The organism is Rhodococcus sp. IEGM 1351 (assembly GCF_030056875.1).
GTDB lineage: Bacteria > Actinomycetota > Actinomycetes > Mycobacteriales > Mycobacteriaceae > Rhodococcus_F > Rhodococcus_F opacus.
Genome location: NZ_JASHKU010000003.1, coordinates 213,712 through 227,389, shown reverse-complemented (window position 1 = coordinate 227,389; position 13,678 = coordinate 213,712). Strand labels below are relative to the sequence as shown.

General features: G+C 67.7%; 16 protein-coding genes. All 16 read left to right on the top strand.

Translation table 11 applies throughout. The features are described 5' to 3' along the window. Positions 1-9: 9 nt before the first annotated feature. The 16 genes from QM806_RS07075 to QM806_RS07010 all read left to right on the top strand — a co-directional run bounded on the left by QM806_RS07075 (position 10) and on the right by QM806_RS07010 (position 13,439). Positions 10-345 carry an ArsR/SmtB family transcription factor gene (locus QM806_RS07075; RefSeq protein WP_005257448.1) on the top strand — a complete coding sequence of 112 codons (336 nt, stop codon included), beginning with the start codon at positions 10-12 and terminating at the stop codon, positions 343-345. Positions 346-747: 402 nt separating this feature from the next. Beyond that, complete coding sequence (locus QM806_RS07070) at positions 748-2,127, top strand: MBL fold metallo-hydrolase (protein WP_054247918.1); 1,380 nt, start codon at positions 748-750, stop codon at positions 2,125-2,127. 38 nt (positions 2,128-2,165) lie between these two features. After that, positions 2,166-2,543, top strand: a complete 378-nt coding sequence (gene trxA / locus QM806_RS07065) for a thioredoxin (protein ID WP_005571929.1) — start codon at positions 2,166-2,168, stop codon at positions 2,541-2,543. Positions 2,544-2,955: 412 nt separating this feature from the next. After that, positions 2,956-3,333, top strand: a complete 378-nt coding sequence (locus tag QM806_RS07060; RefSeq protein ID WP_005571931.1) for a carboxymuconolactone decarboxylase family protein — start codon at positions 2,956-2,958, stop codon at positions 3,331-3,333. A 249-nt stretch (positions 3,334-3,582) separates the two neighbouring features. Beyond that, entirely contained in the window at positions 3,583-3,753 is a 171-nt protein-coding gene (locus QM806_RS41630) for a DUF8730 family Cys-rich protein (protein WP_488175740.1), read from the top strand. Then, the gene (locus tag QM806_RS41625) at positions 3,701-4,132 is read left to right on the top strand and encodes a DUF302 domain-containing protein (protein WP_488175741.1); all 432 of its coding nucleotides are present in this window, start codon (positions 3,701-3,703) and stop codon (positions 4,130-4,132) included. Before QM806_RS41630 ends, QM806_RS41625 begins: the two co-directional genes overlap by 53 nt. 41 nt (positions 4,133-4,173) lie before the next feature. Beyond that, complete coding sequence (locus QM806_RS07055) at positions 4,174-4,503, top strand: rhodanese-like domain-containing protein (RefSeq protein ID WP_054247917.1); 330 nt, start codon at positions 4,174-4,176, stop codon at positions 4,501-4,503. A 57-nt stretch (positions 4,504-4,560) separates the two neighbouring features. After that, positions 4,561-6,717 (top strand): MMPL family transporter, encoded by a 2,157-nt coding sequence (locus QM806_RS07050; protein WP_169693421.1) that lies wholly within the window; start codon positions 4,561-4,563, stop codon positions 6,715-6,717. Between the two features lie 108 nt (positions 6,718-6,825). Beyond that, complete coding sequence (locus QM806_RS07045) at positions 6,826-7,095, top strand: metal-sensitive transcriptional regulator (RefSeq protein WP_005571934.1); 270 nt, start codon at positions 6,826-6,828, stop codon at positions 7,093-7,095. 281 nt (positions 7,096-7,376) lie between these two features. Beyond that, a complete protein-coding gene (locus QM806_RS07040) occupies positions 7,377-7,790 on the top strand; it encodes a DUF302 domain-containing protein (protein ID WP_005571935.1) in 414 nt (137 codons plus the stop codon). A gap of 40 nt (positions 7,791-7,830) precedes the next feature. Then, positions 7,831-8,604, top strand: coding sequence for a sulfite exporter TauE/SafE family protein (locus tag QM806_RS07035; protein WP_120659582.1), 774 nt, complete (start codon positions 7,831-7,833; stop codon positions 8,602-8,604). 86 nt (positions 8,605-8,690) lie between these two features. Further along, positions 8,691-10,043 (top strand): MBL fold metallo-hydrolase, encoded by a 1,353-nt coding sequence (locus QM806_RS07030; RefSeq protein ID WP_120659583.1) that lies wholly within the window; start codon positions 8,691-8,693, stop codon positions 10,041-10,043. Between the two features lie 299 nt (positions 10,044-10,342). Next, on the top strand, positions 10,343-10,624 hold the full coding sequence (locus QM806_RS07025) for an SHOCT domain-containing protein (protein ID WP_005574114.1): 282 nt from the start codon (positions 10,343-10,345) through the stop codon (positions 10,622-10,624). Continuing rightward, positions 10,624-10,953 carry a hypothetical protein gene (locus QM806_RS07020; RefSeq protein ID WP_283290868.1) on the top strand — a complete coding sequence of 110 codons (330 nt, stop codon included), beginning with the start codon at positions 10,624-10,626 and terminating at the stop codon, positions 10,951-10,953. The genes QM806_RS07025 and QM806_RS07020 overlap by 1 nt, the downstream gene beginning before the upstream one ends. 25 nt (positions 10,954-10,978) lie before the next feature. Then, a protein-coding gene (locus QM806_RS07015; RefSeq protein ID WP_268962685.1) for an IS3 family transposase occupies positions 10,979-12,213 on the top strand; the annotation gives its coding sequence in 2 pieces (ribosomal slippage) (positions 10,979-11,300 and positions 11,300-12,213; 1,236 coding nt in all). Then, entirely contained in the window at positions 12,111-13,439 is a 1,329-nt protein-coding gene (locus tag QM806_RS07010; protein WP_283290978.1) for a multicopper oxidase family protein, read from the top strand. The genes QM806_RS07015 and QM806_RS07010 overlap by 103 nt, the downstream gene beginning before the upstream one ends. Positions 13,440-13,678 lie beyond the last annotated feature (239 nt).

Here is a 13,678-nt window from a genome sequence, read left to right as displayed (position 1 = left end):
GGAGGGGTGATGGACCAAGACATCGCGGCACAACTACAAGAACTCCACGCCAGGGTCTGCAAAGCCATTGCCGACCCCAAGCGCCTTCTCATCATCAACGAACTTCGCGACCGTGAACTGAGCGTCGGAGAACTCTGCGAGGCAACCGGCATCAGCCAGTCCAACGCCAGCCAGCATCTGACCATCCTGCGTGAGCGCGGCATCGTGACGACGCGCCGCGTCAAGAACAACGTCTTCTACTCGCTACGCAGCCAAAAGATTGTGCAAGCAGTGGACCTGCTCCGAGAGTTCTTGGCCGAGGATCTGGCCGACCACGCAGCATTGGACGGCGCCATCCGCGGCTGACCCCGCGGGACGTCGGGACAAGCGGCCCAACCGCACGCCGCGCCGCGCCGGTGAGATCGGTGCGCGACCAGGCTGCGCCCCCGGATACACGCACACCATCTCCCCCGCCGGCCCTCGGTGAGACCAGGAAGTCACCTCCCCCAGCGGCATCAGCCGCACACCCGGTACATGGGCCCGCACGGACCCGTAGCCTTCGCGCACGACCACCACCGGCGCGCCGGACGCCCATGCCGGACGCAGAGGCATCGACTTCCTTGTCGTGGCCACTGGCCGATTGAAACCGGCGGGGGCATTTCGCCAAGAGCCTGACATATACCCCCAGGGGTACTTGCATACCCCATGGGGTATATGGCAGTCTTGTTGACAAGGAGAAAGATCCTGCCAACTTCGGAGGAGACCACGATGATTCTCGAGCAGTACTACATCGAGTGCCTGTCCCACGCCTCGTACCTGATCGGAGACGAATCCACCGGGCGAGCCGTCGTGGTCGACCCGCGCCGCGACATCACCGAGTACCTCGACGACGCCCGCACGTACGGGCTGACCATCGACGGGGTGATCAACACCCACTTCCACGCCGACTTCGTCTCCGGGCACCTCGAATTGGTCGAGGCCACCGGCGCCTGGATCGGCTTCGGCGAGGCCGCCGAGACCGACTACCCGATCCGTCGCCTCGCGCACGGCGAGCACATTTCCCTCGGGCGAGTCGACCTCGAAATCCTCTCCACCCCCGGCCACACCTGGGAATCGATCAGCGTCCTGGTCCGGGAAACCGCGGACGCCACCGCGACCGCGGTCCTGACCGGGGATTCGCTGTTCATCGGCGATGTCGGTCGGCCCGACCTGGTCAACCTCGGCGACGGCTCCACCACGGACCTGGCCCGCGCGATGTACCACACGGTGCACGACACGCTACTGGCCCTGCCCGACGGCGTGACGGTGATGCCCGCGCACGGCGCCGGCTCCTCCTGTGGCAAGAACCTGTCCGCGGAGCTCACCTCGACCATCGGGGAACAACGGCGCACCAACGCGTCGGCTCAGCCGATGAGCGAGGACGCATTCGTCGCGTTGATCACCGACGGCCAGCCCGCGGTACCGGCGTACTTCTCGGTGGACGCGGCCCTGAACAAGTCCACCCACCCGGCGCTCGACCAGCACCGTCGGATCCCGGAACTGTCCGCGGACCGGGTGCGCGCCGAACTCGCCGCCGGCACCCGGGTGCTCGATGCCCGCACCGTCGACGACTTCGCCGCCGGACACTTGCGCGGTGCGGTCAACGTCGGCTTCGACGGCCGGTTCGCCGAAACCGGCGGCATGGTCGCCGAGGTCGGCGAGGCGATCGTGCTGATCACCTACCCGGGCGAGGAACAGGACGCGGCGATGCGCCTGGCCCGGATCGGCTCGGACAACGTGATCGGCTACCTGGGCACCCACACCGACGGCATCCTCCCCACCGCACTCGCCGACCTCGTCCAGACGGCGCCGCGCACCACCGTCACCGAACTCGACCGGCTGCGCGCCGACGATGCGATCACCCTGGTCGACATCCGCAACCCCGGCGAACGCGACTCCGGCGTCATCCCCGGTGCGATCCCGGTTCCGTTGGCGCAGTTGCGGTCCCGAGCCGAAGAGCTGCCGACTGGCAAGCCGATCGTGGTGCACTGTGCCGGTGGATGGCGTTCGAGCGTCGCCGCATCGCTGCTCCGCGCCCGCGGTATCGAGCGGGTCAGCGATCTCGTCGGCGGCTACAACGCATGGGCCGCACAGCAGGTGTCGGCCTGACGCTCCCTCGATAAGCACCCCCACGGAAAGGATCCCTCATGACCACCAAAAACCTCACCCACACGGACTTCGCATCCACGATCACCGACAACGCCATCGTGCTCGTCGACTTCTGGGCGTCGTGGTGCGGCCCGTGCCGGGCCTTCGCGCCCACCTTCGAACAGTCGTCCCGCAAACACCCCGATATCGTGCACGCCAAGGTCGACACCGAAGCCGAGCAGCACATCGCCGCGGCCGCGGGAATCCGCTCGATCCCGACGATCATGGCATTCCGCGACGGGGTGCTCGTGTATTCGCAACCCGGAGCTTTGCCGCCCGCGGCCCTCGAGGAGTTGATCTCCCAGATCAAGGCGCTCGACATGGCCGCAGTACACGCCACGCTCGCACAACAACCTGCCGCAGCGGGGCAGGCATAGCGGTCTCATTCCCGGGCCCCTCAACAGCACCGACCCGATCAGTGAGGTGCCGCCCATACCCGTCCCACACGTCACCGCCGAACTCTCCGGCGAGCAGACCCGATGACGGTGCGCGAGCCGACGCGGCGATCTGGTTCCCCGATCGGTGGCCGTCGCTGGGAGGAGCCTCCTGCCGGGCGATGTCCCCGGTCGCTCCCGGGGACCAACGGCCCTGGCGCGGTCCGTGGTCCCCTGCCACCCTGACAAGAGCAGGAACCTGGTGCCCCGCCGGAGAAGAGGCACTTCGATGACGACGGCAGTTTCGTCCACGCCGATTGCACCGTCCCGGTGGTGCTTTCGATCCCGTCCCGTGCCGGACCTCGAGCCGATGAGATCGATACCGAACGCAAGCACCAATAATCGGAGGTAGAGCATGGACTACGGCAAGGCCGTCCAACAGGAACTTCGGGGGCCCGCCCGGGCACTGCGCCACACGATCCCGCAGGTCTACGCCGGTTACGGGCAACTGCACGAAGCCGCCCTGGCACCCGGGGCTTTGGACGCCAAGACCAAAGAACTGATCGCCCTCGCGATCGCCGTGAGCAAGCAATGCGATGGCTGCATCGCCGCACACGCGCGCGGCGCCGCCGAGCACGGCAGCACACCACAGGAAGCAGCGGAGGCAATCGGCGTCGCGATTCTGATGAACGGTGGGCCCGCCACCGTGTACGGACCCCGAGCATTCGCCGCGTTCAACGAGTTCCACGCCGATCAGGAACCTGGCCACGAGAACAATCCGCCCGGACGATAGCTGGAATCACAGCGATTCCCGCCGAGCGCCCACCAGGCGGCTGGGCAGACTGAGGCACTGTGCGCCACCGCGGATCCGACCGGAACCGCCGCGACCCGGATCCGTTGCCGCTCAATGACTGTCGATGCCAAGGTGGGAAGAAGCCGGCACAGGACAGGTGTGGCCATCCGCACATCTCCCGCGAATAGATACCCCTAGGGGTATAGTTTGTTTCGTTACGATCAGCGGCATTCCGAGGAGGAACCCACCATGTGTTATCCAGTTACGTGCCCCGGCTGCGGAAAGACAACGTGGGGAGGCTGCGGTGCACACGTCGACGGTGTCATGAAGGCCGTGCCCGAATCCCAGAAATGCACCTGCGAGGACAATTCCGCTCCCCCGGCGAAATCCGGATTCTTCAGCACACTCTTCGGCCGCTGACCGCACGACCCACCCGCCCCACCGACAGACCCTCGCCACCTCCACTGCCGGCCACCGCGCACTCGAGGGTGCCGTCGACGAGAACCAGGCTTCGTCGGCGGAGCAGGGATTCGGCCGCACCGAGATCGACATGCAGGGGGGCGCGCCGGCGAAGCTCGGCGAGAGGACGGCACGCAATGCCACCCTCGGCACCTGTAACTCCCCGCCCGCGGATCGAGCGGTCAACCCCAACCGGCAGATCGGGCTGCTGCCGCGGGTAACCGAGGAGCCCGCGCTCGCGCCGGCGATCAGGGAAGCGGGTATGCGCCAGCGATGCGCACCAACGTCGCCGGCGCCCGCCACCCGAAGGACTGCATGGATACCCCCATGGGTAACATAGTCGACCATGTTCAATACCCCCTAGGGTATGAAGGGTGTGTCATGCGTGAAATCGAGATCGGTGAATTCGCCGACGCGTGGGCGGCGGGAGCGCCCGTCGTCGACGTTCGAGAGCCGTGGGAATACCGGAATGCGCACGTGCCCGGCGCGCAATTGCTGCCGTTGGGACAGCTTGGCGACCGGGTAACGGAGATCCCGGCCGGCGCGGTGGAGTACGTGATCTGTGCGTCCGGGAACCGGAGCGTGCAGGGGGCACGAATCCTCATGACTGTCGGACGGCCCGCGGTGTCGGTGGCCGGGGGCACCTCCGGGTGGGCCGCGGCGGGCCGGCTCCTCGACACCGGTGATGGCGGCTCATGTGCCCACCGCTGATCGCCCCGCCCCTGTATCGACCAGATTGTTCCTCTCAGATCGTCAAGGAGACCGCAGATGACCCGCAGTACCACCGTCGACGGCGACCAGCCCACGACCACGACCACCGCCGAGAGTGGGGTGCTGGGCCGAATGGGCGTGGCGATGGCCACCCATACCAAAATGGTGTTCGGGGTGTGGTTGATCATGCTGGTCGCGCTCGGTGCGGCGGCGCCGTCGGTGTTCGGCTCGCTGGCCGGTGCCGGGTGGCAGGCCAACGGCTCGGAGTCGGTGCAGGTGCGTCAACTCGCCGAGCAGCACTTCGGCGGTAACTCCTCGGCGGCGGTGCAGGTGGTCGTGCACTCGGACTCCCAGACCGTCGACAGCCCGCGGGTTCAACAGACCCTCCGCGAGGTCGGCGCCGTCTTCGCAGGCGATACCCGGTTCGGGGCGGTGATCACGCCGCAGCCGGGAATGTCGATCAGCCCGGACGGGCACACCGGCATTCTCATTGCGGGCGCGAACGCGAGCACCGACGACATGGTCAAGGCCGTCGACGTGCACAAGGCGGAGCTGACGGCACTGTCCGGCGACGGGATCGAGGTGTACCCGACCGGGGCGTCCGCGCTGTGGAGCGACTTCAACAAGGCCAACCACGACGCGATGATTCAGGCCGAATTGTTCTCCTGGCCGGTGACATTGGCGATCATGGTGCTCGCGTTCGGATCCCTCACCGCCGCCGGGCTGCCACTGCTGTTGACCCTGGCCGGGCTCGTCGCCTCGGCAGGCGGGCTGGTGTTGCTCAACGAGATCACCCCGATCTCGGTGTGGGCGATGAACTTCGCGATGATGTTCGCCCTCGCCCTCGGCATCGACTACGCCCTGTTCGTCGTCTCCCGCTTCCGGGACGCGGTGAAGAACGGTGGTGACCCACGATCGGCGGTGGCCGAGACGATGGACACCGCGGGCAAGGCGGTAGCCCTGTCCGGGCTGACCGTGCTCGTGAGCCTGTCCGCTGTGCTGTTGGTGCCGGCACCGGCGGTGCGCACGATGGCCGTCGGGATCATGCTGGCGGTGTTCTTCGTCCTGCTGGCCACCCTGACGTTGCTGCCCGCCGTGCTGGGCACGCTCGGCGGCAAGGTCAACGCCGGCTCGCTGCCCTGGGCGAAGAGGCAGCAGCACCGCTCGCCGCGGTTCGCCGCCTGGGGCGAGCTGCTACATCGCCACCCGTGGCCGTTCGCGATCGGTTCGCTGCTCGTGCTCATCGCGCTGTCGGTCCCCGTGCTCGGGCTGAAGGTCGCGATGCCCTCGATCGAAGTGGTGCCCACCGATGCCCCGGTCCGGCAGGGCTACGAACTCGTTCAGGGCCAGATGGGCGAGGGGGCACCGGGGATGTTGCAGATCATCGCCCCCACCGCGGAGGGTACGGAAACCGGGACGACAGCCGCCGCAACCGACGGAATCGCCATGGTGACCCCGCCGCAGCCCGCACCGGACGGTAGTGGCTACGTGATGCTGCAGGCCATGCCCACCGTCGATCCCTCCGACGCACGAATGGGCACCATCCTCGACACCCTGCGCGCGGATCTGCCCCCAGGCGCGTTGGTCGGCGGGGCGCCCGCGGAGAATCTGGACCTGCAGCAGGCGCTGAACGATTATTTCCCGCTGATCGTGGGCATCATCTTGATCCTGGGGTTCGTGCTGCTGCTGGTGGCGTTGCAGGCCCCGTTGATCGCGATCCTCGGCACGGTGGTCAGCCTGCTCTCCACTGCGGCCGCGTTCGGGGTCGCGAAGCTGGTCTTCCAGGACGGTCACGGTGCGAGCCTGCTCGGCTTCACCCCCCAGGGGTTCCTGGACGGGTGGGGGCCGGTGTTCTTCTTCGCGATGATCTTCGCGATTGCCATGGATTACACCGTGTTCCTGCTGGCCACCGCGAAGGAACACTACGAACGTTCCGCGGATCCGAAGGTCGCGCACGTCGACGGTCTGGCGCATTCCGGTCGGGTGATCTTCGCCGCCGCCGCGGTGATGGTCGCCGTGTTCTTCACCTTCGCCCTCGCCGACCCGTTGCCCCCGAAGGAGATGGGCATCATCCTCGGGGTCGCCGTGCTCCTCGACGCGGTGCTGATCCGGCTGATCCTGCTGCCGGTGCTGCTGCGCCTGACCGGGCACGCTGCCTGGTGGTCACCGGCCTGGCTGCGCAAGGTGTTGCCGAAGATCAGCTTCTCCCACTGAGCGTCGGGACCGTGGCCGCGGGTGGGGTGGGGCATTACACAATGCACCCACCCCACCCTTGGTACCCCGGGGGGTATACTGTGATTAGGTCTCAGGAAAGGAACCATGATGGTCGGCGACGAAGACAGCATTGCATTGGTACTCAACCGGCTCCGCCGGGCCCACGGGCAGCTCGCCGGGGTGATCTCGATGATCGAGCAGGGACGCGACTGCAAGGACGTCGTCACCCAGCTCGCCGCGGTCTCCCGCGCCCTGGATCGCGCCGGGTTCAAGATCGTGGCCACCGGGCTACGGGAATGCCTCACCGGCGAGCCCGAGGACGGCAGGGAACCGATGACCGAGGCCGAACTCGAGAAGCTGTTCCTCGCCCTCGCCTGAGGCTCGGTCCGGCCACCACCTCCGTTCGCCGTCGACGAAAGGTGACCATGACCGACGCGACCCGTCGGTGCGGCTGAACCATCGAATGGATCGTGCCGCTCCTCGCCGGAACGGTGGTGCTCGCGGGAATCGCACTGGCACTGGTCTTTCCGTCGCGGTGGCTGCTGGTCACCGGGTTCGCAGCCCGCGAACCCGCTGCTCCACCGCCTCGGTGTGTGTCCCGGCGCACCGCAGTATGCCCGACCTGATCCCAGGTCGCCGAGAGAAAGGCAGACACGCTCATGACACTCGCACTGTCGACCACCCTGCACACCTCGTTCGCCGACGCGGTGGACCGCACCCGCAAAGCCCTGGCCGAGCAGGGTTTCGGGGTCCTCACCGAGATCGACATGAAGGCCACCCTGAAGGCGAAACTCGGTGAAGACATGGAGGACTACCTGATCCTCGGTGCCTGCAATCCGCCGCTCGCGCACCGTGCGGTCACCGTGGACCGGCAGATCGGGCTGCTCCTGCCGTGCAACGTCGTCGTGCGCGCCGACCCCGCCGATCCGGGCACGGTGCTGATCGACGCGATGAACCCACAGGTGATGGTCCAAGTCGCCGACCAACCCGGGCTCGGAGCCGTCGCCGACGACGCCACCGCCGCATTGCAGGCCGCCATCGACTCCTTGGGCGCGGGCGCATCGAAGGACTGACACCGCACCCGCCCATTCCCGTTGACGGAAAGGAGGATCGGTGACTCTGACCGTCGCGCTCGCCCTCGGAGCGATCATCGGCGTCCTGCTCGGACTCCTCGGCGGCGGCGGGTCGATCCTGGCCGTCCCCGCGCTGGTCTTCGGCCTCGGTCTCGACCTCGAACAGGCCATTCCGATCTCCCTGCTCGTGATCGGTGTCGCCTCCCTCGCCGGAGCCGTCCCGAAAATTCGCGAGCACCAAGTGAATTGGCGCATGGCCGGGGTATTCGCCGCCTGCGGCATTCCCGCCACCTTCGCCGGCAGCGCGATCGGGCGCCTGCTACCGCAATCGGTGGTCCTGATCGGTTTCGCTGCCGTGATGGTCGTCGCCGGGATCCGGATGCTGATGGACCGAGGCGACACCGGCACCGCCTGCGAGGTCGGGGACTCGGGGATCGACTGGCGCCGCTGCGCCCCCCGATCCATCCCCGCCGGGATCGCGGTGGGATTTCTGACCGGCCTGTTCGGTGTCGGCGGCGGATTCTTGATCATCCCCGCCCTGGTGCTGATGCTCGGTCTGGACATGTCGGTCGCGGTCGGCACCTCGCTGGTCATCATCGTCGCGAACTCGGCGGCCGGTCTGGTCTCGCACCTGAGCGGCGCGAGCATCGACTGGGCGATCACCGTCGCGTTCGCCGGCACCGCGATCGCCGGGTCCCTGATCGCCGGTCATTTCGGCACCAAGGTCGACACCGACCGGCTGCAGCGGTGGTTCGCCTACCTCGTCTTCGCCGTCGCCGCCTACGTGCTGATCGACACGATCTTGCTGCGCTGATGCCGCGGGCGGCCGGCACCACACCGTTTCACCTAAGCCCTCCCGGGCAAGCGAACACCAGAGAATATGTGAGGAAGGTACGAGTCATGGACGTATCGATCATCGAGACCTCGAGCCTGGGCGACCGCAGTTACCTGGTCAGCGACGGCGCCGTCGGCGTCGTCGTCGACCCGCAACGCGACATCGACCGGGTCTTGACTCTCGCCCACGACCGCGGCGTGCGGATCACCCACGTCCTCGAGACCCACATCCACAACGACTACGTCACCGGTGGCCTCGAGCTGGCCCGCACCGTCGGCGCCGAATACGCCGTCCCCACCGGCGACGACGTCGGCTACCAGCGGCGCGCCGTCGGTGACGGCGACGTCATCGACGCCGGACCGATCCAATTGCAGGTCATGCACACCCCCGGCCACACCCACCACCACGTCAGCTACGTCCTCCGTGACACCGCCGGCACCCCCCACGCAGTCTTCACCGGTGGATCGATGCTCTTCGGCACCACCGGCCGCACCGACCTCCTCGGCAAGGCCCACACCCGGGAACTGACCCACGCCCAGTACCACTCGGTGCGCCGCTTGGCGGACGAGCTCCCCGCCGACACCAAGATCTACCCCACCCACGGATTCGGCAGCTTCTGCGCCGCCACCCCCGCGAGCGGGGACTCCTCCACCGTCGGCGAACAACTCACCACCAACCCCGCCCTGACCCAAGACGAGCAAAGCTACGTCGACGAACTGATCGCCGGTCTGTCCGAGTATCCCGCCTACTACGCCCACATGGGCGTGATCAACACCCGAGGACCGGCCCCGGTCGACCTGTCTCTGCCCGCACCCGTCGACCCGGACGAGCTCCGCCGCCGCATCGAGGCCGGCGAATGGGTCGTGGACCTGCGGGAGCGCACCGCCTTCGCCGCCGGCCACCTCGGCGGCACCCTCGGCTTCGAGCTGTCGGACTCGTTCGTCACCTACCTCGGCTGGCTCTACCAGTGGGGTGCACCCCTGACCCTGATCGGCGAAAACGAAGACCAGGTCGCCGACGCCCGCCGCGAACTGGTCCGCATCGGCATCGACGACCTCGACGGCTCCGCGATCGGTGAAATCCACACCCTCGTCGCCGGCACCGCACTGCGCTCCTACCGGGTCGCCGACTTCGCCGCCCTCACAGAGGCACTGCGCGAGAAGGACATCGCAGTCCTCGACGTCCGCCAACGCAACGAATACGACAGCAGCCACATCGACGGAGCGATCAACATCCCGCTCCACGAACTCTCCGACCGCCAGGGGACCCTCCCCGACGGGGAAATCTGGGTGCACTGCGCCTCCGGCTACCGCGCCTCCGTCGCCGCCTCGATGATCGACCGACCCGACCGCACCACCGTGCTGATCAACGACGACTACGACAACGCAAAGGACACCGACATCACCAGCACGACATAGGCATTCGAATGTCACGGGGCGCTGACCGATTCTGGAAGACCGGCGTCCACTGCCATACCTACCCGTGGAATCGGTTCGGCCAACGCTGGAAGCAACTCTGGCGACCGCGACCTCGTGCACGACGGCCAGACATACACCGGTGACCACCGTCCCGTGTGCACGCGGGGGCCTGCCGGGTGCGGCGACGCTGCCGCGCTGGTGACGGTGGTCCGAGAAGGCACACTTATACCCCCCGGCGTATTATGGGAAGTGGCGGGGCGACAGCATCGGGTCTCCCCCGGACGGAGGTGAGGCGGCAGATGCGTTACGGCGACTGCGGTGGGGGCATAGCCGGCTGGGTGTGGGTGTTCGGTGCGCTGCTGGTGGTCGGGCTTCTGCTGCTCATGGTCGCGGGAGGACTGCTGACGTATCGCGCAACATCTCGACCGGACAGCCACCTCACTGGCCGCACCGGCCGACACCCCGCGCCGCCGGCCGGGCAGGCCCGGGCCCGCGAGATCCTCGACGAACGTTTCGCCCGGGGCGACATCGACGCCGAGGAGTTCGGTGACCGGCGGCGCATGCTCGACGGCGGCGATTGATGGAACCGATCAGCCGCCGCCGCGCACTGCAACTCGGCGGCCTGGGCCTGGCCGGCGTGCTCGCGGGCGGGCTCGGATTGGCTTGGCAGGGCAGCCGAGGCGCCCGATTCGACGCGGCGGTCGGTGCGGAACTGTCCGAACCGAGCGTGCTCGCGAGCAGCGGCGGGGAACTCGCGCTCGCGCTGACGGCGGCCGAGGGGGACCTTCCGGTCGCCGGGGGCCGGGCGCGGGTCCTCGGGTTCAACGGCGGCCTGCCCGGCCCCACCTTGCGCGTGCGGCCCGGCGGGGCTTCCCCCCTGAGTGAGGACATCATGAACACTGGGTCGTGAAGACCCAGAGGAAGAGATGTCACTGATGGCGATGAAGGCGTACTCGGCGGAGTTCAAGGCCGATGCCGTCGCGCTGTACCTGTCCGATCCGAGCCACACGTTCGAGGGCATCGGCAAGGATCTGGGAGTCAGCCGCGAGACGCTGCGCACCTGGGTGCGGGCCGAACGCAAACGCACCGGCGCTCCCGCGGCCGAGCTCCGGGCCAGTGGGGCGGCGCGGCCGGCATCGCGGGCCGGCGGGGTATCGTCCGAGTCCGTGTTGGAGGAAGAGAACAGGCAGCTCAAGGCCCAGATCCGCAAGCTCGAAACCGAACGGGAGATCCTGCGGAGGGCCGCGAAATATTTCGCCGGGGAGACGAATTGGTGAGCAGCCACTTCCAATTCGTTGACGACCACTGCGACACCTTTCCGGTGAAGTGGCTGTGCCAGATCCTCGAGGTCTCCCGCTCGGGGTTCTACCGGTGGCGGGCCGCCGCGCCGGCCCGGGACGCCCGCACCTCCGCCGACGAGGAGTTGGCCGCCCGGATCCGCGCCATCCACGACGACTCCGACGGCACCTACGGGGCCCCACGGGTGACCGCCGAACTGCGCGATGCCGGGATCGAGGTCAATCACAAGCGGGTCGAACGGGTCATGCGCGTGAAGGGGATCGTCGGGCTGCATCTGCGCAAACCGGTGCGCACCACGATTCCCGCCCCGGACGCGGCCCCGGTGCCGGACCTGGTCCGGCGGGATTTCACGGCGAGCGCACCGAACACCAGGTACGTCGGGGACATCACCTACCTGCCGGTGGGTGACGGTGAATTTCTGTATCTGGCGACGGTGTTGGACCTGGGTTCGAGACGGTTGGCGGGGTGGTCGATCGCCGACCATATGCGCACCGAGTTGGTCACCGATGCGCTGCGGGCGGCGGCCGCCTGTCGTGGCGCCGCCGGGCTCGATGGATCAATATTCCACTCCGACAACGGAGCTCAATATGCATCGGCGGAATTCGCCGAACTCTGCTGCGAGTTGGGGGTGACCAGATCGCGGGGTGCGGTCGGAACGTCGGCGGACAACGCGGCCGCCGAGTCGCTGAATGCGACGTTGAAACGGGAGACGCTGAAGGGGCGGAAACGCTGGAACAGTGCGGGCGAGGCGCGCGCTGCCGTGTTCCGCTGGATCACGCGATACAACACCAGAAGGAGGCATTCCACTCTCGGCCAAATCTGTCCGGTCGAGTTCGAGCAGCGATCGGCTACGCTGGCCACCGCCGCATAGGAATAGGTGTCCACATCTCGGGGGGAACGCCCGGCGACCGGATCCGGGTGACGCTGCGCAACCGCTTGTCCGAGCCGACCAACCTGCACCTGCACGGGCTGCACGTCTCCCCTGCGGGCAACGGCGACAACCCGTTCCTGCGGATCGAGCCGGGCCAGGACTTCGACTACGAATACCGGCTGCCCGACACTCATCCGTCCGGGGTGTACTGGTACCACCCGCACCACCACCACCTGGTCGCCGACCAGATCTTCGGTGGCCTGTATGGAGCCATCATCGTCGACGACATCGATCCGGTGCCCGTCACCCGGGAGCGGGTGCTGGTGATCTCCGATCTGACCCTCGACAATGCCGGACGGATCGCGCCCGCCTCGATAATGGACCGGATGGTCGGCCGGGAGGGCAATCTTGTGTTGGTCAACGGCCAGCTCCGTCCGACGATGACCGCCGCCCCGGGCACGCTCGAACGGTGGCGCATCGTCAACGCCTGCGTCAGCCGGTACCTACGCCTTCGGATGGACGGGCAACAGCTGCGACTGCTCGGCCTGGACTCGGGCCGCTTCACCGAGCCGCGCCCGGTCCAGGAGTTCGTGCTGGCCGGTGGAAACCGCGCCGACCTGTTGGTGTCCACCATGGCGGGATCGGGGCAATTGCTGGCCCTGCCGGTCGACCGGGGCGCAATGGGCATGATGGGGCGCGGGGGCAGGGGCGATCCCTCGTCACCGGGCGGGGATGCGACGGGGACGGTCCTTGCCACTGTCGAGGTCGCGGGTGCTGCCGCCTCGCCGCCGGCTCCGGTTCCCCCGCAGCCGTCGCCGCGTGACCTGAGACGCGAAACCGTTGCCGCCACCATGACGTTCACCTTCGGGGTGGGAATGGGAATGGCCATGGGCGCCGGCGGGATGCGGTTCACGATCGACGGCCGCGAGTACGATCCCGACCGCACCGACCACACGGTACGGGTGGGCACCGTCGAGGAATGGACCCTCGTCAACGACTCGCCTATGGAGCACTCGCTGCACCTGCATGTGTGGCCGATGCAGCTCCTGCGCACCGGCGGACGGGAGGTCACCGAGATCGCCTGGCAGGACGTGGTCAACATCCCGTCCCGCAACCGGGTGACGGTCCGCGTCGCGTTCGACGACTACCCCGGCCGCACCGTCTATCACTGCCACATCCTCGACCACGAAGACCTTGGCATGATGGGCGTCATCGAGGCGCGATGACCCCCACCGAGAACGTGCGATCGAAGAATTTTCGCGTACTTACGCAACCCGCCTGCCGCCGGAGTCACCCTGGAAATCCGATGAATCCCACCGCACGAAGAAGGCGGCGGGGACACCCGCGGACAGGGTGGCGGCTCCGGAGACGGGGCAGTTCAAGGCTGCGGACGTCCGCACGTGAGAGGGCCCACCGCTTTGGACACCGCCGCGATGTCGGCGCACATCCCGTCTCGCCATCGTTG

Excerpts from the sequence above, each read along its gene's own strand:
- QM806_RS07070 (WP_054247918.1), top strand. The coding sequence starts at position 748 with ATGATTCTCGAGCAGTACTACATCGAGTGCCTGTCCCACGCCTCGTAC.
- QM806_RS07060 (WP_005571931.1), top strand. The coding sequence starts at position 2,956 with ATGGACTACGGCAAGGCCGTCCAACAGGAACTTCGGGGGCCCGCCCGG.
- QM806_RS07030 (WP_120659583.1), top strand. The coding sequence starts at position 8,691 with ATGGACGTATCGATCATCGAGACCTCGAGCCTGGGCGACCGCAGTTAC.
- QM806_RS07020 (WP_283290868.1), top strand. The coding sequence starts at position 10,624 with ATGGAACCGATCAGCCGCCGCCGCGCACTGCAACTCGGCGGCCTGGGC.
- QM806_RS07025 (WP_005574114.1), top strand. The coding sequence starts at position 10,343 with ATGCGTTACGGCGACTGCGGTGGGGGCATAGCCGGCTGGGTGTGGGTG.
- trxA (WP_005571929.1), top strand. The coding sequence starts at position 2,166 with ATGACCACCAAAAACCTCACCCACACGGACTTCGCATCCACGATCACC.
- QM806_RS07050 (WP_169693421.1), top strand. The coding sequence starts at position 4,561 with ATGACCCGCAGTACCACCGTCGACGGCGACCAGCCCACGACCACGACC.
- QM806_RS07040 (WP_005571935.1), top strand. The coding sequence starts at position 7,377 with ATGACACTCGCACTGTCGACCACCCTGCACACCTCGTTCGCCGACGCG.
- QM806_RS07055 (WP_054247917.1), top strand. The coding sequence starts at position 4,174 with ATGCGTGAAATCGAGATCGGTGAATTCGCCGACGCGTGGGCGGCGGGA.
- QM806_RS07075 (WP_005257448.1), top strand. The coding sequence starts at position 10 with ATGGACCAAGACATCGCGGCACAACTACAAGAACTCCACGCCAGGGTC.
- QM806_RS41630 (WP_488175740.1), top strand. The coding sequence starts at position 3,583 with ATGTGTTATCCAGTTACGTGCCCCGGCTGCGGAAAGACAACGTGGGGA.
- QM806_RS07045 (WP_005571934.1), top strand. The coding sequence starts at position 6,826 with ATGGTCGGCGACGAAGACAGCATTGCATTGGTACTCAACCGGCTCCGC.